The sequence below is a fragment of the Myxococcus sp. RHSTA-1-4 genome (assembly GCF_020037125.1).
Taxonomy (GTDB): domain Bacteria; phylum Myxococcota; class Myxococcia; order Myxococcales; family Myxococcaceae; genus Myxococcus.
Window position 1 is genome coordinate 150,931 of sequence record NZ_JAIQDG010000026.1, and the last position, 22,505, is coordinate 173,435.

Below are 22,505 nucleotides of genomic sequence, written 5' to 3' on the forward strand. Positions count from 1 at the left end.
CGGCGTCAGTCGTGCTCGGTCGCGGCCTCTTCGGGCCTGCCGCCCACGGCCTCCAGCGAGCTGCGAGCGGGGCGCGCGCGGTCGAAGGCCACCTCGCGCTGGCCCACACCCTCCGCGGTGGTGTTGGCGATGCGCTTGCGGGCGCGGGCGATGTAGTCCTGCACGAGGGCCGGGTCCGGGTGCGTCTTCAGCGTCTCCACCCAGAGCTCAATCGCCTTCTCGTTGTCGTTGGCGTCGGCCTTCAGCTTGCCCATTTCAAACAGGGCGTGCGGTGCCAGCTCGGAGTCCGGGAAGCGGGTGCGCAGGTCCGCGAAGGTGCGCGAGGCCTCCTGGCGCCGGCCCTCCATCATCGCGATGGCCTGGGCCTGGAGGAAGAGGCTGTCGTCCACGAAGGCGCTGGTGGGGAAGCGCTCGATGAGGCGGCGGGTCTCCAGCTCGCACTGCTGGTAGTCCGCCAGCTCGAAGTAGAGCTTGGCGACCTGGTAGTGGAGCTCGGCGCCCTGGGGCGGGTTCAGCTTGAGGGCGGCGGTGAGGGAGTCGATGGCGCCGCGCAGGTCGCGGTAGTGCACGCGCAGGAGCTCGGCGAGGATGATGCGGGCCTCGAGCGCCTCGGGAGAGTCGGGGCACTGCTGGACGAGCTCGCGGTAGACGCCGACGGCCTCCTTCACCTTGCGCTGCTCCAGCCAGTAGACGTCGGCGGCGCCCTTGAGCGCGCGGGCGCGGAGGACGCTTGCCTCGGGTGAGCCGTCATGGCGCAACCCGTCAAAGGCCTTGCGGTACTCGACGAGGGCCTCGTCGGGACGCTTCTCGAAGGTGGCGTCGCGGGCGCGCTGGAGGTGGTCCACCGGCTTGTCGCGGCAGCCCGCGGCGGCGAGGGCCAGCACGGAGAGCGCGAGTCGCAGGGGCCGCACTAGCAGGACTCCGGGATGACGGTGACGCACTTCGTGTCCTCGCATTGCACGCACTCGGCGACAGGGGACACGTCCGTCACGCAGACATTGACGCGCGAGGTGCGCGGGCAGTCCTCGGAGGTGACACAGCGATAGACGCCCCCGTCCGTGCGGGTGATGTCCTGGGACGTGGAGCCACAGACCTCCAGGTCATTGCACCCGAGGAGGCCCGCCGCCATGGCGGCGACCACACCATATGCGTCGCGTCTCACGGCGGCGGTTCTAGCCGGATTCACCCGCGCCGTCACGGAACCCCGCGCCTGCCTGCCTGCCCTCATGCCCGGCGTACGGTTTGGACAGATGCGGGGAAAGCTATGGAAAGCGGGTGTGTCATGAACAACCCGGTGGTTATAACCGGGCTGGGTTCTGCTCCTGCCGGCCAGGACGACTCCCGGGGTATGGCGGTGATGGCAGCGGCCGGAACATGCTGGAGCGCATCCTGATGGAGGTCCTCGAGGAGCCGCGGAGACAGCACGCATGAGCCTTCCTCCACGTCCCCGAGCAGTTGTCACCGGCGCCGGCAGTGGCCTGGGCCGCGCGCTCTGCGAGGAGCTCGCGCGCCGGCAGGCCCGCGTGCTCATCTCCGACATCAGCGCGGCCTCCGCCGAGGAGACCGCCCAGCGTGTCACCGCCGCCGGTGGCGAGGCCCGCGTCCACGTCTGCGACGTCACCCGCCCCGAGCAGGTCGAGGCCCTGGCCACCGCAGTCGACAGCGTGTTCGGCGGCGTGGACCTGCTCGTCAACAACGCGGGCGTGCTGAGCGCGGGGCGCGTGGGGGAGCTGCCGCTGTCGGACTGGAAGCACGTGATGGACGTCAACCTGTGGGGCGTCATCCACGGCTGCCATGTCTTCGCCCCGCGCTTCCGCAGGCAGGGCTCCGGGCACATCCTCAACATCGCCTCGGCCGCGGGGCTCATGTACGTGCCCGACCTCGCGCCCTACAACGCGTCCAAGGCCGCCGTGGTCGCGCTCTCCGAGACGCTCTCCGCCGAGCTGCGGGAGGCCGGTATCGGCGTCACCGTCGCCTGCCCCACCTTCTTCCGCACCAACATCGCCAGCAGCGGCCGCTACTCCGAGGACACGCTCCGCACGCTGGGAACGCGCATGGTCGACACCTCGCACGTCGGCCCGGAGGTCGTCGCTCGCAAGCTCCTGAAGGCCGTGGACCGGGGCGTCCTCTACGAGCTGCCCATGGCCGATGCCCGCTGGGGCTGGCGCTTCCGGCGTCTGGCTCCCGGGCTGTTCCACCGCACCGTCGTCGCCTTCGACGGCTACATGCGCAGGCGGCTCCTGCGCCGGAGCAAGCCGTGAGCATGCCTCCGCTCTCCGGTGAGCCGCGTCCGACCCAGCTCGCGCGCTTCGTCGTCAGTGGCCTCTTCTTCCTCGCGGCGTTCATCGTTTGCGGAGGCGCGCTCGGGCTGACGGTGGGCGTCCTCCTGGACAAGGCCCTGAATCAGGATGCGCACGGCTTCCCGGGCCTCCTCGGGCTGCTCCTGGGCACACCGGTGGGTGCGCTGCTCGGGCTCATCGTCGGCCTGTCACGGCTCAAGCGGCTGGCACCCGACCCGCGGTTCCGACTGGGCGGACTTGCCCTCGGAGTGGCAGGGGTCTGTGCGCTCGGCCTGTTCGGCGCGGTCCAGCTCGGGCGCATGCGCTGGTAGACGGAGCCTGCCGCGTGGAATGAACGTTCCCTCCACCGCCGGGCAGCGCCGATTCCCTATGGACAAGGAGGCGCCCGTGGCGCGCGTCAGTTGTTGCGGCGCTTGGACGCCTTGCCGGAGGTGAGCACCGTGGAGTCCACGGCGGCCACGCCACTGCGGCGGCGGCGGAGCTGACGCCCCTTCTCCTCCTGCTTGTTGTAGTGCTTCATCATCGCCACGAGGTGCGCGTCCGACGTCTGACAGTGGAGCTGCGTCACCTCCTGGTGCCTGCGCCCCAGCTCCTGCCACGTCTGGAGCATGGCCTGGTTGCCCAGGAGCCGCACCTCGATGGAGTCGAGCGCGGTGTCCAGTTCCTCACCTTCGGCCTCCAGCGCCGCCAGACGCGCCTCGGCCTCCGGAGAGGGGGACATGCAGCCCGTCCCGAGGGAGAGTCCCATCGCCGCCACGGTCAGCCCGAGCCACATCCGCCGAATCCCCACGTCGCCTCCCATGTGTCTCGCGCCGTCCAGGCCCTCGCGCGAAACCCAAGCTAGGGAGGCCCCCCCGGAGCGACAACCCGGGTATGCATCTCGGTCAGACGTCTTTTCAGCAGGTGACGCTTCGCGGCACCCAGCGCTCAGGTTGTCGGATTCTGACGGTGCCGGAGGATGAACTCACACACCTCGCGGGCGGCGCCGAAGCCCGCGGCCTTCTGGGCCACGTAGTGCACCTGGGCGCGCACCTCGTCGGGAGCCTCGGGCGGAGCGGCGGAGAAGCCCACTGCCTTCAGCAGCGGCAGGTCCACCACCTCGTCGCCCATGTAGCCACACCGGTCCGCGGACACGTTCAGCAGCGCCAGCAGCTTCTCGAAGTGCGCCACCTTGTCCTGGCTGCCGAAGTGGACGTGCTTCAGCCCCAGCGACTGCATGCGCATCTGCGCGGACAGGCTGTCTCCGCCGGAGATGGCGGCCACCTCGATGCCCACCTCCTGCAGCCGCTTGATGCCCATGCCGTCGCGCACGCTGTACATCTGCGTCCACCCGGAGTTGGGCACCCAGAAGATGCGGCCGTCGGTGAGCGTGCCGTCGATGTCGAAAATCATCACCGACAGGCGGCTCACCCGCGACTTGAGCGACTCGAGGTCCTGGTTCATGGCGCCACCTACTTCGGCACGGCCTTGAGGGACGCCTTGCCGTCCTTGATGACGACCTTGAACTCCACCGCCTTGGCGTTGTGCTGCTTGAGCAACTCCGGCACCTGCTTGCGCAGCGTGGCCGCCACCGACTCGAAGGACAGCTTGGAGGTGTCCTCCTGGCAGCGGCGCTTCGCGGTGACGTACGCGTCGTAGACGGCGCGCAGCTTGTCGTCGGACATGCCGCCCGAGCCCGCCGCCGCGGGAGGCCGGGGCGGGGCCGCCGCCACGCCGGGCGTGGGAGTCCGCGCCGCCGCGCCGGGCGGCACGAGAGGACGCGCGGGAGGCACCGCCCCCGGAGTCGCGGCCGGCTTCGCGGCCATGCCCGGAGGCACCACCGCGGTGCCCCGCGCGGGAGTCCCTCCCAGCGGCGACGTCACCACGGGCAGGCCCCGGGCCGGCGTGCCGCCCGCGGGCGCCACCGAGGGCACCGCCGGGGCCACGGAGGGAATCCCGGAGAGCGGCGCCACCGCCGGAGTGCCCCGGAAGGGCGTGCCACCGGCGGGCGGCGTGAGGGGCGCGATGCCGGGCGCCACGGAGGGAATGCCGGTGACGGGCGCCACCGCGGGAGCGGCGGTGACGGGCGCCACGGCGGGAGCGCTCGGGAAGGGCGCGGCCACGCCGCCGGCCAGCGGCGGCTCGTTGGCGGGACGGGGGCGGACGAGCTCCTCCACCTCCTCGAAGTCCATGTCGGAGATGTCCTCCGGCAGCTCCACCACGCCCTTCTGGGCGTCCTTGCCGGGGGACGCGCCCTTGCGACTGTCCGCGCGGCGCCGGGCCTTGAAGAGGTCCCGCTTGTACGTGCCGGCCTCGATTTCCTGCAGCGTGCGCACCCACAGCCGCTCGTAGGTGAGGAACTTGTTGTGCAGGCCCGCCACGCGGAACTTGGCGGAGGTGCTGCGGATGAAGGCGCCCTTGAGCCTCATCATCCGCTTCTTGAAGTCCTCGTGGGCGCGCGAGGGCGCCTGGCGCTCGTTGCCCAGGAAGTACTGCTCGTAGAGGTTGCGCAGGGAGGCCAGCTCCGCCTCGAGTGCCTCGCACTCCTGGAGGACGTTCTCGCTGGAGCCGGAGTCCCCCTGGGGCTTCGCGGCGTTCTTGGCGGCGTTCTTGGCGGCGGCCTGTCGGGGTTCGGGGGGCGGCATGACTTCCTCAGAGTGTCCCCAAGTGGGGTTCGCGGATCAACCTCACGCCGCCGAGGGTGTCGGCCCCAGGCCCGCCGCCTCGCCCTGGCGGCGGCCCTTCTGGTACAGCAGCACCGCGCCGAAGGCGAACATGCACAGCGAGATGAACTGGCTGGTGGAGATGTTGTACCAGGCCTCCAGCGGCACCACGTCCGCCAGCCCCTGGGAGCCCAGCGACTGCAGCAGGCCGTGCAGCGTGCCGCGCTCCACGTCCCCGCGGAACAGCTCCACCGTGCTGCGCAGCACCGCGTAGGCCATCAGCCACAGCGACAGGATGTGTCCGTGGAAGCGGCGGTAGCGCCGCGCATACATCAGGCCCACGAACAGCACGAGCTGCCCCACGGACTCGAAGAGCTGGGTGGGATAGATGCCCAGGGTGTGGCCGTGCTGGGCCGCCCAGTCGGAGATGCGCACCGCGCCGGGCACCGCCTGGTGGAGGATTTCGCCGGTGGCCTCCACCACGTAGCGCGCGTCCTCCGCCTGGGAGGAGTACGCGAGGCTGCTCGTCCCGCCGAGCCGTCCGAAGAGGTCCTGCGCCAGCCCCGCGCCCGGGAAGTGCACCGCGGTGGACGCGCTCGCCGGGGCCACGTCCCCCCAGCAGCAGCCCGCGCTGAAGCAGCCCAGCCGGCCCAGGCACTGGCCCAGCGACACGGTGGGGATGCACACGTCCGCCAGCCGCAGGAAGTCCATGCCGTTGGCGCGCGCGAAGAACCAGCACGCCACCGCCGCGCCAATCAGGCCGCCGTAGAAGACGAGCCCGCCGCCCAGCGAGAAGGCCTGCGTCCAGTCCTTCGCGTAGTCCTTCCAGTTCACCAGCACGAAGAGCAGCCGGCTGCCGCCGATGCCGCCCACCAGCGCCCAGAAGGCCATGTCCATCACCTGCTCGCGCCGCTTCGGCCCCTCCACGTCCACCCACCGGCCGTCGACGAGCTGCACCTTTCGCCACTCGTCCTGCGCCAGGCGCCCGGCCACCGTCACCGCGGCGATGAAGCCGCCGGCCAGCAGCACGCCGTAGGTGTGCAGGGGAATGCCCTCGCCCTTCGCGCCCGGGAAGGCGCCCGCGGGCAGCGCGTACTTCAGGCCGTACCAGGCCAGCGCCGCGCCAATGCCGCCGAAGGCCGCCGCGCGCAGGAAGCGGTCCAGGGTGGAGGCCGGCTCGCGCGTGCCCTTCTTCGCGTCCAGCGGCCCCTGCGCGCCACGCCACCCGTTGAAGGCGATGTAGCCCACCACGCCCACGGCGATGGCGTACAGCAGGAGCTGAGACCCGAGGCTGGTGAAGGTGAGGCGGAACAGGAGCGGAAGCATGGGGACCTGCCGGGGGAGGCGGGAGGGACGGCGCCGCGCGAAGGCTAGCCTCCTCCGCCGGCGGGGCAATGCGTGGGAGCACGCCAGGGCCCGCCTGGCGGCTCACCGGTCAGCCGGGTGGGCTCAGGCCTTCGCCTTGGAGGCGGACTCGGCGGGCTTCTCCTTCCGGACGAAGGCGTCCACCAGGAGCATGCCCACGCCGACGCAGATGGCCGAGTCCGCGATGTTGAAGGACGGCCACGAGGCCTTGTCGAACCAGTGGGCCTCCAGGAAGTCGATGACGAACGCGCGGGCGATGCGGTCGATGTAGTTGCCCAGCGCGCCGCCGAGCACCAGCGGCAGCCCCCACAGCGCCCACTTCTCCTCCGGGTCCGTGCCGGACAGCTTCCGGAAGTAGTAGGTGATGAGGAGCACCGCGCCCAGGCTCACCACGTGGAAGAGGGGCCCGCGCGTCTCCGGCGGCAGGCTGCGGAACAGGCCCCAGGCCGCGCCCGGGTTCTCCGCGTAGCGCAGCCGGAAGAAGTTCTCCGCCACCTCGATGTGGCGCTTCGGCCGGTAGTGCAGCCCGTCGAAGCCCTGCGGCGGCGGGGAGGAGTACATCGCCCCCAGGCGCTGGCCCAGGCTCTCCTTCCCGTCCATCTGGGTGGTGAGCTCGCGGACGACGAGGTACTTCGTCCACTGGTCCAGGACGATGACGCCGAGGGTGACGGCGAGGAGGATGACGTATTTGCGCGGCACGCCCGAGGGCTTACACCACGAGCCCCCCGGCCGTCACGGATTGGGGCTCTCCGTCAGCGGCCCCGTGATGGGCTCCGGACGGCGCACCCGCAGCGAGTCCAGCAGCATGAAGGCCACGCCCACGCAGATGGCGGCGTCCGCCACGTTGAACGTCGGCCACCGCATGCCCGGCTGGTTGCGCCAGTGCCAGTCGATGAAGTCGATGACGTAGCCGCGAACCAGCCGGTCCATGAAGTTGCCCAGCGCGCCGCCCGTAATCAGCGCCAGGGCCACGCGCACCAGGCGCTGCTCCACGGCGGTGCGGCGGTACATGAGGAAGATGAAGGCCAGCGCCGCCAGGCTCACCACGTGGAAGAAGGCGCGCCGCACCCCGTCCGGCAGGTTGGAGAACAGGCCCCACGCGGCGCCCGGGTTCTCCACGTAGCGGAAGTGCCAGTAGTCCTCGATGAAGCGGTGCGGGCGGGAGACGCGGCGGCGCCCGTCCTCGGCCGGCGGGTCGTTGTCCAGGTTCTGCTCGGAGAAGAAACCCGTCACCCGCGCCAGCCCCTCCCGGCCATCCAGGGCGCTGGTCAGCCGGGACACGGCCAGGTACTTGGTCACCTGATCTGCGAAGAGCACGGTGACCGCCACGACGACGAGGAGGCGGAGGGAGGCTTTCATGATGCGTTCCCCACCTCTAACCCGCCCCCCCAAGCCCTGACAACCCGGAGAGCCCACCCTCCGACTGCCGGGCCGCCCCCTCTGTCTCCCGGCCAGCGCCCATTTCGGGCATGGTGTGGCCATGCCGCCTGTTGAGCCCGACGTGAATCCTCCAGTCTCCGACACGCCCCCACCCGCCGAGGTCGCGGTGAAGCCCGCGAAGCCCTCGCTGATGGCCCGCTTCAAGACGTTGCTGCTGGAGTACGGGCCGCTGGCGCTGGTGGTGAACTACGTCATCTTCGGCCTGGCCATTGTCGGCTTCTACACGGCCATCCAGTTCGGCTTCGAGCCGGACAGCACGGGCGCGAAGGCGGGCTCGTGGGCGGCGGCCTACGCGGCGTCGCAGGTGGTGAAGCCGCTGCGGCTGGCCGCCGTGTTCGTGCTCACGCCGCTCATCGCCCGGATTCCTCCGGTGGCGCGCTTCATCGAGCGCAACAAGCACAAGTGGAGCTTCTGAGGGCGAGCCCCCTGCTTCAGAAGTTGGGGACGCGGAAGTCCTTGATGACGCCCATGTGCTGCATGCTGGAGGCGCCGCTGTCACCGGACAGCGCCGGGGAGATTTCCGAGATGGGCGTATAGACGCGGCTGTCGAGCACCAACCCGTTGGCGAAGGTGCTGGAGCTGGTGGCACCCTGGATGACCGTGGCCTGCTGGTACTGCTTCAGGTCCTCGTCCGCCAGCACGTGGTCATAGGGCTTGGTGCGGCTGGCGTTGGTGCCGCCGTTGTCGTTCTGGTCCACCGGGTGGGGACCGGCGGTGACCACCACCTGATTGAAGGTGGTGAAGCAGGACTCGCCGCGGGTGTCGGTGTTGAAGTCGCCGCCGATGACCAGGTAGTCGCCCGCGGGGATGTTGTCCTGGATGCGGCCGACAAGGCTGGTGGCCTCACTGTTGCGCACGCCGGAGCCGGACGTGAGCAGATGCACGCTCACCGCCCAGAGGTCACGAGGACCGGGGAGGTCGATGCGCGCCCAGGCGAAGTCCCGGTTGCTGACGTAGGGGTCGGTCCACTCACCGGAGGCGATGATGGGCCAGCGGCTGATGACACCGTTGGGAATCTGCGCCCCACCCTCGCGATAGTAGTGGAAGCCGCTGCCAATCTGGTCCACCAGCGCGCGGATGTCCGTGGCCGTGTTGTTCAGGTAGTTGAACTCCTGGATGAGCACGACGTCCGGCTTCACGCCCTGCATCAACCGGATGCCGTGGCCCGGGTCGTAGTCCTGGCCGTTCTCGCTGGTGAGGTTGGCCGCCATGATGCGGATGTCCGTGTAGCCGGCGTCGGTGTCCGTGCCCGCGTCGGTGCTCGTGCCCGCGTCGGTGCCTGAGCCGGCATCCATGCCGCCGCCCGCGTCCGTGCCGCCGCCGCCCGCATCCGTGCCACCACCGCCGGCATCCACACCCGGGCCCGCATCGGCCTGCGTGCCGCCGTCCGTCGAACTCCCAGCGTCATCGATGAGCGAGCCGCCATCCGGCGAATCAACCCCATCCGGGCCCTCATTCGCCCCCTCCTCGCCGCACGCCAGGGTCAGAATCGTGAGCGACAGCGCCGCGCACAAAAAGGAGGAGAGCGTTTTCTTCATGCGCGGGAGCCCGGTGTCTTGTCGTGGGGGAGGGGGACGGACCGCCCGCGCCGGAGCGCGAACGATGCGAAAAGCATAGAACCTGATGGAGTGACAGTCTTGTGACTTGCCGCTCGATTACACGTCTACACGGATGAAATCCGTGCAACAGGCCCAGCAAATCAAGACACCCATGAAACATCCGTCACATGAAAGACCCGGCGGCGCGGGTTTGAGCCAACAGGAGGCAGGGAGCATGGACCCGAAGGTGGGGGTGACGGTGCGCTTCTATGGGGCGCTGAACGACTTCCTGTCGCCGGAGCGCCGCGGTCAGGAGTTCCTCCACGTGCCGCTGGGCGGCCCCTCGGTGAAGGACTTCATCGAGTCGCTCGGGCCGCCGCACCCGGAGGTGGACGTGGTGCTGGTGGACGGCGAGGCGGTGGACTTCGCGTACCGGGTGCGGCCGGGCTCCCGCGTCGCGGTGTACCCGCCGTTCCACTCGCTGGACGTGACACCCGTCACCCGGGTGGGACCGCCGCCACAGGAGGAGCCCCGCTTCGTGCTGGATGTGGGGCTGGGGCGGCTGGCGGGCTTCCTGCGGATGCTCGGCTTCGACTCACTCTGGCGCAACGACTACGCGGACGACGTGCTCGCGCGCCTGTCACACGACGAGGACCGCATCCTGCTCACGCGCGACCTCGGCGTGCTCAAGCGCGGCGAGGTGCTGCGCGGCTACTTCCCCCGCTCGACGGACCCGGCGCACCAGCTGGTGGAGGTGGTGCGCCGCTTCGGACTGACCGCGAGGATGCGCCCGTTCACCCGGTGCCTGGCGTGCAACGGCGCGCTGACCTCCGCCCAGCCCCACGAAGTCCACGGCCGCGTCCCCGAAGGCGTGACGGAGCGGCACTCCCGCTTCCAGCAGTGCGCCGACTGCCAGCGCGTCTACTGGGCCGGCTCCCACCACCAGCGAATGCAGGCGCTCATCGACAAGCTGCGCGAGCTGGAGCGCGTGGAGTAGCGCCTCCCCACCTGGAGCGTGTCCCCCCAGCACGCCGCTGCCTCGCTAAAAATTGCACCGCTACGCAACTTTTGCGGAGTCACAGAGTACCTTTTATCCCCCGTACGATGTTTCGCCTCCAACAATTCCAGGCAGTTGGAATCCAAGAATCCGGGCACACCCCTTGCTCCTGATGCGGCCACCCCGTTCCCCCACCGGGGAGAGGAAGCGAGGACACGGTGTCTCGGCCAGCTGCACGGCGGCGCGAATCCAGAGGCTTCACCCTGCTGGTCGCGATGGGCCTCGTCACGCTGGTGACGATGGCGGTGCTCATCAGCTACGGCGTGGTGAGCCGCGAGGCGGACACCCAGGGTGACAGCCGGCGGCAGAAGGAGGCGTTCTTCGCCGCCGAGGCGGGCCTCGCCGAGGGCCGCGAGGCCATGCGCCTGCGGCTGGGGGACCGGCAGACCTACGGCAACGTGCTCACCACGCTGGGCGCCGCCGTCAACGAGCCGGGCCTCGGAGGCGCCTCGCCGCCCTGGTACGAGGTGCTGCCCGGCCCCGGCGCGGACGCCTGGAACTACCTGCGCCTCACCCCGGAGACGATGACCGCCACGGAGCTCGCCAGCGCCAGCGGCGAGCCCTACGGCGACTACCCCACCCAGGGCAACGTGCGCTACCGCGTCTTCGTCCGCGACGACGTGGACGACGCCGACGGCTCCAACGACAGCAACGGCCAGGTGTGGCTCATCGCCGTCGGCGAGGTGCTGAACACCGAGGGCCGCCCCACGCGCGCCATCGTCCAGGCGCTCATCACCAACGAGAACGCCCCGGCCGCCGGCGGCCCCGGCTGCGTCAACCGCGGCTGCGGCCCGGACAGCACCTTCAACAACACCCAGGACCAGCGGCCCCCCGACACCGGCGTCGTACGGACGCTCTAGCTCCCCACTTCGTCATCCACCGAGCCCCCATGAAACCCATGTGCCTCCTGGCGCTGTTGCTGCTGCCAGCCCTGACCCGAGCGGAGGAAACCGGAGAGCGTGCCTTCGAGCAGTCCTGCGCGCGCTGCCACCCGGCGAGCCCCTCCGCCCAGAAGGCCGGCCGGAACGGCGCGAAGCCCGCCTCCCAGCGGAAGTCCCCCGGCCCCCAGCTCGACACCGTGCTGAGCAACCGCACCCCCGAGCAGCTCCGCGCGTGGCTCCAGGCCCCCCAGAAGGTCCGCCCGGAGACCCGCTGCGACACGCGCATGCTGGCGCCGGGGGAAGTGGACGCCGTCCTGAGCTACCTCGCCACGCGCTCGCAGCCGCCCCCTCCTCCGCGTGAGGAGCTGCTGCGGCAACAACTCCAGAAGGAGCTCGCCGAGCGCCGCGCGCGGAAGCAGCGGCAGCCCGCCGACTCCGCCCAGCCCCGGAGGACGCCATGATGCGCGCGCTGACGAGGAGCCTCGCGGCACTCACCCTGCTGGCCGCCCCGCTCGCGCTGGCGGCCCCCGAGCCGCTGTGCAGGGACAACCTCACCCAGGACCGCCAGCCCGACTTCAGCGACGAGTCGATGGACCTCGAAGGGTCCACCTTCGAGCTCACCACCCCCGAGACGCCGCCGCGCCTCCAGCTCAAGACCAACCTCACGCCGCTCAACCCCGAGCGCATCTTCTTCCCGTTCGACCAGCGCGTCACCATCAGCTACGTGTACGAGTCCGCGGGCGCCTCGCACGCGCTCGGGTACATGTACCTGAAGGACGTGGAGGAGCGGGGCTACATCGACGCCAACGGCGCGCTCGTCGACAGCAACGCCAACGGCATCTTCGACCTGCACGAGGACCTCTACAACCTCGCGCCTCAGAGCGGCGACAAGAGCCGCCCGTACATCGGCCTCAGCCGCCGCTGCACGAACACGTTCACCTCCGGCGGCGAGACGTACAGCCAGCCCGAGCTGGGCATGCGGAACAACTGCGCCAGCACGTTCGCCTCGCAGGTGAGCCTCGCGGATGCCCGGCCGGGCCGGACGAACAACAACATCCGCGCGGACCTGGTGGGCGTCCCGCTGCGCAACGATGACGATGACACCAACAACGCGGGCGCCAACGACTTCTCCGACAACGGCCTCTTCAACCACATCCCCAACCTGCTGGAGCCGCCCTCGCAAAGCAACGGCAACAAGGGCCTGGGGCGGATGGTCTTCCTGCTCACCGACGACGACGGCCACGAGGAGACGTACGGCAACCTCGCCCCCGTCCGCGACGTCGACGACATTGACGATGGTGTCCCGGACTACGACGTCTCCGCGTATGACCCGCGCGGGCTGCCGCGCGCCACCAACCCGAACCCGGGCGTCTCCTCCTACGACCGCACCGTGGACCTGGGCACCATCCGCGGCGACAGGGAAATCGTCTTCTTCCTCATCGTCTTCTACGACACCCGCCACGGCCCCAACGAGGGCACCGCGTACCCGTGCCTGAAGCAGGACGCCAACGGCAAGTGCCTGCTGCACCTGCGCACGCCCGTCAACGTCTACTTCTCCAAGGCGGCGTGGAACCTGGACCAGAACTTCCTCGACGGCGTCGTGGCCGAGCGCAACATCGGCTGCGGCTATGAGCCGGACTGCAACCGGGAGGCCCCCGACGAGAACGCCTGCACCGTCGCGGGCACCAGCACGAAGCTGTGCGGCTGGCTGGACGGCCCCAAGACGCAGGAGAGCACCACGCTGTACCGCCTGCTGAACGACGCGGCCTACGGCAACCTGGACATGCCCATGGAGCGGGTGACGGTGCCGAGGCCCGGCGGTGTCCGCAACCCCATGCCCCACGTCATCGTGGGCGCGCCCACCACGGACCCCTTCCGCTGGATTCTCGGCTTCGAGGACCTCAGCGGCGGCGGCGACCGCGACTTCAACGACGTGGTGTTCGTCATCAACAAGCAGAACGGCGGCAGCACGCGCTCGGGCACCGTGTCCAAGGACATCTCGCCCCAGTTCGCCGACGACTTCGTCATCACCAAGGTGCGCTTCAAGCGCCAGGACGACGCCGCGCCCGCGCCGCGCACCTGCCCCAACGGCCCGCCCTGCTGGACGGAGGAGTCCGCCTTCCCCGGCGCCTGCACGCCCGAGAATGGCGTGCGGCCCTCCATCCGCTACTCGGTGGCGGTGGACTGCCGCATCTGCGCCAACGGCTCGTGCACGGACAACCCCACTCCCACCTGGATTCCCGTGGAGTTCCCCGACACCTCTCCACCCACGCAGGAGGTGGAGCTGGACATGCTGGCCATGGGCTTCACCGGCTCGCAGCTGTGCTGGAAGGTGGACGTCACCAGCCCCAACGAGCGGTGTCGGCCCATCATCGACAACATCGACGTGGGCTACCAGGCCGTGCGCGCCGGCAGCTACGCGCGCGCCTCGCCCTCCACGCTGGGCAACGCCATCGTCTGGGGAGTGAACGAGACGCCCGGCAGCAGCTGGGGCGGCGACTGGCCCGACTCCGGCCTGCCCGGCCCGAGCACGCGCCTCTACGACGCCCGCAAGGACTACTCGCTGCGAGGCCGCCTCTACCTGCGCTCCCTGTATGACCCGGAGCGCCCCAACATCACCCACCCCGTGGAGCGCTGGGAGGCGGGCAGGACGCTCGCGCTCTCCTTCGGCAACGGCGCGGACCCGCTGAGCCGCAAGCTCTTCACGCTGAGCTCCTCGGGAGCGCGCACCACCATCACCGCCGAGATGGAGGACGGCGACAGCGCCAGCCCCCTCTTCCCCGACGCGCTCTGCGACGAGTTCCAGGACGACCGCTACCTCTATGACCTCAACAACGACGGGGTGTGCGGCACGCCCTCCATCGCCACGCCCGACAAGCGCGTGACGGGCGCCACCAACGACCGCAACTTCCTGCGCGAGTGGCTGTACGGCTGGGAGGACCACTACGCCCCGGGCGCCGCCAACGTGAAGCGGCCGTGGCCCATGGGCGGCATCAACCTGTCCACCGTGGCCCTGGCGGTGCCGCCGTACCTGGACACGTGGGCGAAGAACACCAGCGCCCAGGAGCGGGACGAGTACCGCAAGAACTTCCTGGAGCCGCTCGCGGACCGCCCCACCACGGCCTTCGTGGGCACGATGAGCGGCTTCCTGCACGCCTTCGACGCGGGCCAGTTCACCCACGCGACGAAGGACGAGTGCGCGGCCGGCTCCCAGCTCCGCGGCTACTTCGAGCCGGCGGGCGCGTGCGCGCAGCCCACGCCGCGCCAGTACGGCACGGGCCAGGAGCGGTTCGCGTACCTGCCGCGCCTGCTGCTCGAGCGCTACCGCAACCTGTATGTGCGCTTCCCCGGCACGGGTGACCTGCCGCGGCCGCAGGTGGATGCCTCGCCCACCATCGCCAACGTGGACTTCGGCATCTCCAACAAGCCCGCGTGGACGCGCGCCACCAGCGCGTCGAAGACCACGGGCGCCAAGACGGTGCTCGTCTCCGCGTCCGGCCGGAGCAGCCCCGCCGTCTTCGCGCTCGACATCACGGACCCGGCGGACTCCTGGTACCCGCTGCCGCTGTGGGAGTTCAACCTGAAGGACCCGGCCATCGACCTGGCCTTCCTGGCGGCGAGGAACGCGGGCGCGAGCGTGACGTACCCGGACAACTCCGGCTCGCGCCACGCGCCCTCGGTGGCGCGGCTGGCGTGGGGCTCCGCGTCGGCGGGCGTGTGGACGGCCGTCGTGGGCACCGACTACGTGCCGTCCGAGCCGGCGCGCGCCGGCGCCGTCTACCTCATCGACATGAAGACGGGCCGCCCGCTGAACTTCGGCGCCACCGCCGGTGGTGTCATGGCCGGCATCATCACCCTGGACGCGGGCTCCGGCATCGCCGCGGAGAGCGCGCTGGTGGACCTGAACCGGGACGGCAACTACGACGTCATGTACGTCCCCACCACCGCCGGCAACGTGTACCGCGTCAACCTGGACCAGGTGGACACCTCCGCGCCCCTGGGCCGCAAGGTGCGCACGTGCAAGGTGGCCAGCGCGCCGGTGTCCCTGGCGGAGCACCCCAACGCGGCGCAGGGCCAGGACTCCAGCTACCAGCAGCTCTACTCCAACCTGGGCGTGCAGGTGGTCCGGGACAGCGGCAGCCCCGTCGTGCGCTTCTTCTTCGGCACCGGCGACAACCCCGACGAGTCCGCCGACGGCCCGGCGAACAAGGACACCTACCGCTACCACCTGCTGGCCTTCGAGGACACGAACCCCTCCGGCACGGGCGGCTGCGAGCTGTTGGACCCGGCGTGGGTGCAGCAGCTGGACCCCGGCCAGACGGTGTGGGGCGGCGTGGCGCTGTCGCAGGACCGCGTCTTCGCCACCACCGCCGTCGGCAGGGCCGCGGACATCTGCAACCTGAGCGAGACGGACAGCGGCCGCATCTACGAGCGGCCGCTGCGCCAGGACGGAACCCTCAGCGCCACGGACCTGGAGGGGCACGGCATCAACGCGCCCGTGGTGCACGACCAGCACGTGTTCGCGCTCACCGCCACCGGGCAGATGAAGATGGTGGGCGGCGACACCTGGAACAACGGCACGACCAGCTCCTCCTCGGCCCGCTCGCGCATCCTCATCTACGAGCCGCTTCCGGACGGGAGGTTGCCGCGATGAGCCGCCACGCACGGGGCATCACCCTCATCGAGGTGATGCTGAGCATGGTGGTGCTGCTGCTCGGCGTCACCGCCGCGCTGATGGTGGTGCGGCAGACCACCGAGTCCAACCGCCGCACCCTCACCGCGCTGCAGGCGCAGCTCATCGCCGAGCAGGCGCTGGAGAACATCACCGCCATGGGCTGCACCGCCAACCCGCCCTGCGGCAACCTCGCCGCGCAGGACAACCGCCGCTACACGGTGTGGCAGACGTCCGCCGGGGAGCTGCGGGAGGTGGCGCCGCCCGCGGACGTCATCGCCCGCGAGTACGAGGTGGCGGTGGACGTGGACAGCGGGGCGATTCCGGGCTCCATCGAGTCCGGCTCGGTGGGCGCCCCCGCGGTGAACCGGGATTTGGTGAACGGCGTGGCGGGCTCGGTGGGCAACATCGCCAACGTGCGCGTCTCCGTGAGCTGGCGGGAGCAGGAGCGCAATGAGCGGCAGGTGGTGGTCCTCCAGACGCGGGTGGCGCCATGAAGCGGATGGCCTCCCCCCGGCGGGGCTTCACGCTGCTGGAGATGACGGTGTCCGCCGCCATCGGCGCCATTGTCCTCACCCTCACCCTGGGCGGGGTCATCCAGCTCCAGCGGCGGTCGCTCTTCGAGGAGCAGACGATGATGGCGCAGGTCACCGGGCGGGTGGTGAAGGACCTGCTCGCGACGGACCTGCAGCGCGCGGGGCTGGGCATGGGCAACGCGCCCATCACCTTCGCGGACGGAGACCTGCGCTACGCCATCCAGGTGTGGACGGAGCCGGACCTGACGGCGGACACGCCTCCGTACTTCGCGGCCGACCCGGGCTTCGCCCTGCCTCCGGCGGGCACGCCGTACGCGGGGATGCGCTCGGACGCGCTGCAGCTCTACTGGGGGGACACGCGCTCCATGATTGTCATGGATGCGTGCACCGGGAAGACGGTCATCCGCGAGGGCAACTCGTTCACCTTCTGCACCACGGCCAATCCCCCCCTGGACATGGACCCGGCCAGCGGACAGACGACGCCCGCCATCATCGCGAACCCGCGGGGGAGCGTGGCGTGCCACCTGGAAATCTCCAACGTGATGGCGGCGAGCGGGAAGCTCAACGCCAACCCGGGGAGCGCCATCGGCAACACGGGCACCCCGCCCTGTGGCGACCCGGACGATGCCATCTGGGAGGACTCGGGCTGGGTGACGCTGCGCACGCAGGGCGCGGCGTACCGGGTGAACTGGGCGGGGGGATTGCCGGCGCTGGAGTACCGGGCGCCGGGCGCCGCCACGTGGGTGGTGATGAGCCGGGACGTGGAGCGGATGAAGGTGCGCCAGGCCGTCATCGACCTGGCGGCCCCGCAGTCGGCGTACCGGTGGTTCCCGGACGCGGCGGCGGGCCGGCCCGAGATTGACCGGTGTACGCGGGTGACGTGCACGGCGGACTCGGGGCCGCCGGGGAACAACCCCGGCTCGGACGACGAGCTGCGCCGGCTGCTGCAGCAGCGGGTGCGCGAGGTGGAGGTCTCCCTGGTCATCCGCACGCGGCGGGCGGACGTGACGATGGTGAACCCGGGAGAGCCCGTCGCCTTCGACGAGGAGGGCTTTCCGGTGGATGGCTTCAAGCGGCGGACGCTCACCTTCCGGGTGACGCCGCGGAACTTCGCGGCGGGCGGCCTGCAGGCTCCGCAGGCGGGGGCGGGGACATGAGGCACGAGCGGGGAATGACGCTGATTGAGCTGTCGGTGACGATTGCGATTGCCGGCGTGCTCATCACCCTGGCGCTGGTGAACTTCCAGGACTCCATCAGCCGGCAGCGGGAGAACGAGGCGGTGCGCGAGCTGTGGTCCTTCGCGCTCCGCGCCCGGCAGCGGGCGGTGGCCACGAACCAGCCGGTGCGGCTCGTGGTGGAGGCGGGCGTGCCGATGCAGGACGGGACGCAGCGCACGGTGGCCCGGTGGGAGCGGCTGACGTGCGACAACGCGTGGAACAACGACAGCTGCCCCAGGGCGGCCTGTGTGAACACCACGTGCCGCGCCACCCCGGCGTGCTGCGACGAGGTGGGGCCGGAGCTGGTGCTGCCGCGGACGATGAACGCGGCGGCGGTGCACGGGCTCTGCTACCTGCCCGGCACGGGCCGCGCCGCGCGGCCGGGGAACCTGGGCTGCATGCAGGGGCTGCTCGGAGACACGGCGGCGCTGAACGCCGCGGCACCGGGCAACCTCCGCGTCGACTTCACCTCGGGCCGGGCGCGCAGCCTGCTCATGGTGGAGCCGGTGACGGGGCTGGTGAACCTGCTGGACTGTGACTCGCAGGAGGCCGTGGCCCGGCCGGTGGCGGAGTGCGCGAATTGACGGAGGGCCGGGGCTCCGCGCGTGGCCGGACGTGCGATTCGACGGACAAGATGCGCATCCATCCAGTCCTCGCCGCAGCGGCCTCGCGGACGAGTTCCACCGCCTCGGCCACCGACACGTGCTCGCCAGCCGGCGCCGCGTACTCCTCGGCGAGGGCCACGCGCTCCCTATGAACGGCGCCCCTCGTCAACCACCTCTCAACTCGTGCTTGTGGTCCTGGATTACTTCATTGAGGAGCAACTGCTGGGCCTTGTCACGTGCGTATAATTCCAAGCCAGTACTTGGGATTGATGTCGAAGGCGCGCTGATGAGGGCGATTGCGCCGCGCTCCGAGTGCTCAAGGGGAATGACTTCCGACGAGGCCCCAAGCTCGGTGAGCGAGAATCCCAAGCGTGTGAAGAACTCGTAGGCCTTGGCCGGAGCCTCCGAATTCGGCCCAAGGTCGTAGTACCGCCTTTGCTGCTTCGGGCCGGCTTCCAAGCAGACTCTTGAGACGATCACCGAACGTAGCCAGTCGGAGAAGGTCGGGAAGGGCTGCTCGACTACACCCTTGCCGCTCACCAAGTCCTCTTCGTGAATGCGAATGATTGCCGCGTCACGTCCGTTGGGTGTCGGACGGGTGAGTTCGAAGAAGTCGTCCGTGTCACGTCCTTCGTAGTCGTCCTCACCGATGGTGAACTTGAGGTAGCGGCGAGGATCGGGTCGCTCGCGTTGAGGGTCCTCGAGATCCTCGAGCAGCGCCGAGACGGAGGTCGTGCCGTAAAACGTCAACCGCAAGTCGCCGGTCGATGCGCCCATGGTGGCGAGGAACTCGCGATACACGCGAGGCAGCGCGTCGAGCCCTCCATGAGGCTTGGCCAGGGCAGCAATCTGGTCGGCCGTGGCCGGTGCGAAGCCCTGAGTGCTCCCGGGCTTCCAGCGCTCCATGAACGAGAGCAAGCCCGTCATCGACAAGGGAGGGGGCGCCTTGAGGAGCTCCGACCAGGTCATCCGCATGTCTGCACCTCGAGGTCACAGCGGGCCATGAAAAGCGTGTCCTGACACGACTGACAGGAAACCACAGTGACCTCCTTCTTTCGTCGCATGTTAACGCGCTTCTCGACACGCTCGCCGCCCTCTTGTCCCCTGATGTCGGCGACGCGCGGAGGTGTCCAAGGCCCATTGGACGGAGCGTAGTCGATGGGGCCGCGATAGAACACGTCGAAGCTCACTGCCTTCTTGTCAGGAGAGAAAGAGAAGTAAATCTCGGTCATCGAGTGCGCGACGTGACCGCTCTTGCCGATGAGTTTGGCGCCCGCACAGGTCCCAGGGCGGTTTTTGTATCCGGCCTCCTTGCTGTCGGATTTTCTTACCGTTTCCTTCCACTGCTCGCTCAGCTTTTCGATGGCCTCGGTGTCTCCTGCGGCACATCTTGGGTTGATGGCCATGAAGTCTTTCAGCGTAGCGGCCTCCTCAATGACAGTGCAACCGTGAGCCTCGGCGATGGCCTTGAACCCAGGAGGAACCTCGCTACCTGATACTGCGGCGAATTTCTTGCCGGTGAGGCACACCAAAACCCCGAACATGTACGCGCCAGAGTCCTTGCGGCGATGTTTCTCAAGCCCATCGCGCGTCCGCTCAAGTGACCTGATATGTCCCATCCGTTCATCCAGGGTCGCCTGTTTGGGTGGGGGAGTTTGACGCTGAATGCGTCCGAGTTCGGCGACCTTCGTTGCAATTTCCTGGTTGACCTTGGCCCATGCCTCCTCGCGCGCCTTGAGGTCCTTGAGAATCTTGTTGGCAACGTCGAGGCTCTCTTCTGGAAGCTCCGGCACCGCGTGGCTGTCCGGGTCCTTCTGACAGATGATACACGCCCCCTCGAAGTCGTCCCCGTAGGCGAATCCCGTCCCGCTTTGCCCATTCGACATGAACGTGGTGTTGAACGAGTTGCCGTTGTGGAGGGTGACGTCGAGGAAGCGCACGACGCCCTTCCCCTCAATCTTCACGTCCACGCTGCCGCTGCCCCAGGCCATCTTCCCCTTGAACTTGGAGGAGATGAGGCCGCCCGCCGTTCCCGGCTCGTCTCCAGAACTGACGCTCAACTCGGAATCCGTGAGCGCCACCGGGTGGCCATTGATGGTGACGCTCTTGCTCCCCTTGGTGAGCATGGAGTCCTGGGCCGAGTTGACGAAGGGCGTGGGCACCGGCCCTCCCGGCGTCGGCACCTTGCAGACGTCGGGGGCGGCCGAGGTGTGCGTGTTCCCGCTCCCCTTGTGCAGGATGGAGCGGCCGTTGGCGAAGACCTTGCTCATGCTTCCTCCTTGGCGCTTCGAATCATCTCCACGACGCAGGCCCCAATGCGCCCACTGTCGGCACTTCCATAGACGAGTGTCCTGCGTGCGCCAGGCTGACGCCAGCGCGCCCGGTGCAGGGCCACGCCCAGCATGACGGGGCCCGCGCCGGCCCCCGCGTCCCCCAGTCCCTCGCCCGCGACGTGCACACGCAGGGGCTCGGGCATGAGAGACGCGTTGCGCAGGTAGGCGCGGGAGAATTCGGTGCCCCAATAGGACTCACCCGGCTGGCAGGCCAGCACTGCGTCCACACGCCGCGCGCCCGTCACCGCGTCTCGCCACAGGGCATGGAAGGCTTCCGTCAGTCCCTCGGCCAGGCTGGGGCCGCGCTGCGCGAAGGGCTTCGGCTCGACGGCGAGGGCCGTGCCCAGCAGGACGCCCGTGGCCTCCAGCTTCAGGGACTTGGGGGCACCCGGCCGCGCCAGGACGACGAAGCCCGCCGCCTCGCCTGGAATCCTCCCGTCCGGATTCCGGCGGCCGAGGTGCAGCCGTGCCCCCGCCAATGCCTTCAACGAAGCGCCATCCGCCAGCGAGTCCACCGCGCCCACCAGGGCCAGCGCCCCCCGCGCGGCCGGAGTGCAAGTCCTTCTGGGCCGTGGCCAGGGCCTCGAAGAAGGCGGCCCGCCCGGACTCGTGCACCTTCACGACTTCCAGCCGTCCCTCGGCTTGGGCCAGCAGCGCAGCCACCAGCGCTTCCTGCTCCACCCGGGCGCCGAGCCCCGCCTCGGGCAGTCCGAGGTACAGCGGCACCCGCCCTGGAGGCAGGGACTCCAGCAGTGGCCGCACTCCGGCGAGGGCCTGCCGGGCCAGCGCCATCATGCGCTCGGTACGAGTGAGGGAGTCGTCGAGGAGACTCAACCGCGAGGCCCGCACGGGCTCTGCCACCTCGTCCAGCACCTCCGTCCGGGTGAAGCGCACGAGGCCGGCGCGCAGCGACGCCAGCGTCATGTGCGTCGAGGTACCCACGGGCGTGCACAAGCCCAGTCCCACCACCCGCGCTCCACTCATGGCGCGTCCTCCCCGGGCAGCAAGAGCCGCACGGTACTCACCGCATGCGAGGCCAGCTGCCGGTGCGCCGGAAACGTCGCCCGCCAGGTGAGGACGAGTCGGCGCTCCTCCGGCTCCAGCAGCACCGTGTCCAGCACCATGCGCCGCTTCTCCCGCCGTCCGGCGAAGGTGCAGCGGGCCAGCAGCTGGTACGCGGGGAGGGTGAAGGCCAGGGGCCCGTCGGGAGAGACGCCCTCCAGAACCACCGGCTCTCCTCCTTGCAGGTGAGTGGAAGCCCGCAGGCCGTCGGGGGCGGAGTGGAAGAAGCGCTCGTCGAAGTCCCGGGGCCAGAGTGGGGCGCGCTTCTCTACCCAGGCCGCGTCATACGTCCCCGCCCAACCCAGGCGCGGTTGCCAGTGTCGCGCCACCGGGCCGAAGCCGCTGGCGGTGGCCTGTCCGCCCAGCCGCGCACGAGGGCCTCGGGCGCCTCGATGGAGGGCAGGGGCTTTTCCACCGCCTCCTTCGCGCTGACGTAGAAGCCCCGGCCCACCGGGTTGCGCGTCTCGTAGCCCGAGGCCGTGGTACCGCCGAAGGCGTACTCGTACCGTAGCGGCAGGGACTCGAAGGGCAGCGCATCCGAGGCGCTCAGCCCCATGGGGCTCCGGTACCAGACGCGGGTGCCCGAGACGACGGCCCGCTTCTCCAGCGCGCCCACCCGCACCGCCACCTGCGAGCGCGTCACCTTGCGGCCTCGGGGCGCCCAAGCCTGGCCGTGCAGCAGCACGTCAGTGCCAGGCCGCATGTAAGCGGACTGAGACTCATAGCGCAGGCTCGACTTCTCCGGCTCGCCCCAATACGTGTCCCTGATGGCAGGCGGACGTTGCTCCTCGCAAACCACCAGCGGTGCGTCCGTGGAGCGTCCAGCCGGAGGCAGGACGAAGCTGCCGGCGACGATG

22 protein-coding genes and 1 pseudogene are annotated in these 22,505 nt (G+C 69.9%); 10 read left to right on the plus strand and 13 right to left on the minus strand.

What is annotated here, in order from left to right; translation table 11 throughout:
- Positions 1 to 5 precede the first annotated feature (5 nt).
- Positions 6 to 911 carry a tetratricopeptide repeat protein gene (locus tag K8638_RS30650; protein WP_223758217.1) on the minus strand — a complete coding sequence of 302 codons (906 nt, stop codon included), beginning with the start codon at positions 909 to 911 and terminating at the stop codon, positions 6 to 8.
- A complete protein-coding gene (locus tag K8638_RS30655) occupies positions 911 to 1,162 on the minus strand; it encodes a hypothetical protein (protein WP_223758218.1) in 252 nt (83 codons plus the stop codon). The genes K8638_RS30650 and K8638_RS30655 overlap by 1 nt, the downstream gene beginning before the upstream one ends.
- A gap of 265 nt (positions 1,163 to 1,427) precedes the next feature.
- On the opposite strand from K8638_RS30655, the gene K8638_RS30660 reads away from it, so the two are divergent.
- Positions 1,428 to 2,261: an SDR family NAD(P)-dependent oxidoreductase gene (locus K8638_RS30660; RefSeq protein ID WP_223758219.1), complete on the plus strand. Its 834-nt coding sequence runs from the start codon at positions 1,428 to 1,430 to the stop codon at positions 2,259 to 2,261.
- Complete coding sequence (locus K8638_RS30665; protein WP_223758220.1) at positions 2,258 to 2,611, plus strand: hypothetical protein; 354 nt, start codon at positions 2,258 to 2,260, stop codon at positions 2,609 to 2,611. The genes K8638_RS30660 and K8638_RS30665 overlap by 4 nt, the downstream gene beginning before the upstream one ends.
- Positions 2,612 to 2,697: 86 nt before the next feature.
- Here K8638_RS30665 and K8638_RS30670 read toward each other — a convergent pair whose 3' ends face one another.
- From K8638_RS30670 to lspA (K8638_RS30695), 6 genes are all read right to left on the minus strand, one after another.
- Complete coding sequence (locus K8638_RS30670) at positions 2,698 to 3,021, minus strand: hypothetical protein (protein ID WP_223758221.1); 324 nt, start codon at positions 3,019 to 3,021, stop codon at positions 2,698 to 2,700.
- A gap of 206 nt (positions 3,022 to 3,227) precedes the next feature.
- The gene (locus K8638_RS30675; RefSeq protein ID WP_223758222.1) at positions 3,228 to 3,743 is read right to left on the minus strand and encodes an HAD family hydrolase; all 516 of its coding nucleotides are present in this window, start codon (positions 3,741 to 3,743) and stop codon (positions 3,228 to 3,230) included.
- Positions 3,744 to 3,751: 8 nt separating this feature from the next.
- On the minus strand, positions 3,752 to 4,924 hold the full coding sequence (locus K8638_RS30680; RefSeq protein WP_223758223.1) for an MXAN_5187 C-terminal domain-containing protein: 1,173 nt from the start codon (positions 4,922 to 4,924) through the stop codon (positions 3,752 to 3,754).
- 42 nt (positions 4,925 to 4,966) lie between these two features.
- Positions 4,967 to 6,268, minus strand: coding sequence for a prolipoprotein diacylglyceryl transferase (locus K8638_RS30685; RefSeq protein WP_223758224.1), 1,302 nt, complete (start codon positions 6,266 to 6,268; stop codon positions 4,967 to 4,969).
- 123 nt (positions 6,269 to 6,391) lie between these two features.
- Positions 6,392 to 7,006 carry a signal peptidase II gene (gene lspA, locus K8638_RS30690; protein ID WP_223758225.1) on the minus strand — a complete coding sequence of 205 codons (615 nt, stop codon included), beginning with the start codon at positions 7,004 to 7,006 and terminating at the stop codon, positions 6,392 to 6,394.
- A 33-nt stretch (positions 7,007 to 7,039) separates the two neighbouring features.
- A complete protein-coding gene (lspA, locus tag K8638_RS30695; protein WP_223758226.1) occupies positions 7,040 to 7,666 on the minus strand; it encodes a signal peptidase II in 627 nt (208 codons plus the stop codon).
- 142 nt (positions 7,667 to 7,808) lie between these two features.
- Here lspA (K8638_RS30695) and K8638_RS30700 point away from each other — a divergent pair, with 142 nt between their 5' ends.
- Positions 7,809 to 8,162 (plus strand): hypothetical protein, encoded by a 354-nt coding sequence (locus tag K8638_RS30700; RefSeq protein WP_223758227.1) that lies wholly within the window; start codon positions 7,809 to 7,811, stop codon positions 8,160 to 8,162.
- A 16-nt stretch (positions 8,163 to 8,178) separates the two neighbouring features.
- Here the strand turns inward: K8638_RS30700 and K8638_RS30705 are convergent, their stop codons facing one another.
- On the minus strand, positions 8,179 to 9,285 hold the full coding sequence (locus K8638_RS30705) for an endonuclease/exonuclease/phosphatase family protein (RefSeq protein WP_223758228.1): 1,107 nt from the start codon (positions 9,283 to 9,285) through the stop codon (positions 8,179 to 8,181).
- Between the two features lie 235 nt (positions 9,286 to 9,520).
- On the opposite strand from K8638_RS30705, the gene K8638_RS30710 reads away from it, so the two are divergent.
- From K8638_RS30710 to K8638_RS30740, 7 genes are all read left to right on the plus strand, one after another.
- Positions 9,521 to 10,282 carry a Mut7-C RNAse domain-containing protein gene (locus K8638_RS30710; RefSeq protein WP_223758229.1) on the plus strand — a complete coding sequence of 254 codons (762 nt, stop codon included), beginning with the start codon at positions 9,521 to 9,523 and terminating at the stop codon, positions 10,280 to 10,282.
- Positions 10,283 to 10,500: 218 nt separating this feature from the next.
- Positions 10,501 to 11,202 (plus strand): hypothetical protein, encoded by a 702-nt coding sequence (locus K8638_RS30715; protein ID WP_223758230.1) that lies wholly within the window; start codon positions 10,501 to 10,503, stop codon positions 11,200 to 11,202.
- Between the two features lie 29 nt (positions 11,203 to 11,231).
- Positions 11,232 to 11,684, plus strand: a complete 453-nt coding sequence (locus K8638_RS30720) for a cytochrome c family protein (RefSeq protein WP_223758231.1) — start codon at positions 11,232 to 11,234, stop codon at positions 11,682 to 11,684.
- On the plus strand, positions 11,681 to 15,877 hold the full coding sequence (locus tag K8638_RS30725) for a DUF4114 domain-containing protein (protein ID WP_223758232.1): 4,197 nt from the start codon (positions 11,681 to 11,683) through the stop codon (positions 15,875 to 15,877). The genes K8638_RS30720 and K8638_RS30725 overlap by 4 nt, the downstream gene beginning before the upstream one ends.
- Entirely contained in the window at positions 15,874 to 16,392 is a 519-nt protein-coding gene (locus K8638_RS30730) for a prepilin-type N-terminal cleavage/methylation domain-containing protein (protein WP_223758233.1), read from the plus strand. The genes K8638_RS30725 and K8638_RS30730 overlap by 4 nt, the downstream gene beginning before the upstream one ends.
- Positions 16,389 to 17,588, plus strand: coding sequence for a prepilin-type N-terminal cleavage/methylation domain-containing protein (locus K8638_RS30735; protein ID WP_223758234.1), 1,200 nt, complete (start codon positions 16,389 to 16,391; stop codon positions 17,586 to 17,588). The genes K8638_RS30730 and K8638_RS30735 overlap by 4 nt, the downstream gene beginning before the upstream one ends.
- 14 nt (positions 17,589 to 17,602) lie before the next feature.
- On the plus strand, positions 17,603 to 18,232 hold the full coding sequence (locus tag K8638_RS30740; RefSeq protein WP_255663000.1) for a Tfp pilus assembly protein FimT/FimU: 630 nt from the start codon (positions 17,603 to 17,605) through the stop codon (positions 18,230 to 18,232).
- A 186-nt stretch (positions 18,233 to 18,418) separates the two neighbouring features.
- On the opposite strand, the gene K8638_RS30745 is transcribed toward K8638_RS30740, so the two are convergent.
- From K8638_RS30745 to K8638_RS45360, 4 genes and pseudogenes are all read right to left on the minus strand, one after another.
- The gene (locus K8638_RS30745; protein WP_223758236.1) at positions 18,419 to 19,228 is read right to left on the minus strand and encodes an SMI1/KNR4 family protein; all 810 of its coding nucleotides are present in this window, start codon (positions 19,226 to 19,228) and stop codon (positions 18,419 to 18,421) included.
- Positions 19,219 to 20,523 carry a DUF4150 domain-containing protein gene (locus tag K8638_RS30750; RefSeq protein WP_223758237.1) on the minus strand — a complete coding sequence of 435 codons (1,305 nt, stop codon included), beginning with the start codon at positions 20,521 to 20,523 and terminating at the stop codon, positions 19,219 to 19,221. The genes K8638_RS30745 and K8638_RS30750 overlap by 10 nt, the downstream gene beginning before the upstream one ends.
- Positions 20,520 to 21,101 (minus strand): hypothetical protein, encoded by a 582-nt coding sequence (locus K8638_RS30755; protein WP_223758238.1) that lies wholly within the window; start codon positions 21,099 to 21,101, stop codon positions 20,520 to 20,522. Before K8638_RS30755 ends, K8638_RS30750 begins: the two co-directional genes overlap by 4 nt.
- A gap of 465 nt (positions 21,102 to 21,566) precedes the next feature.
- Positions 21,567 to 22,447, minus strand: a pseudogene (locus K8638_RS45360) (DUF2169 domain-containing protein).
- Positions 22,448 to 22,505: the final 58 nt, after the last annotated feature.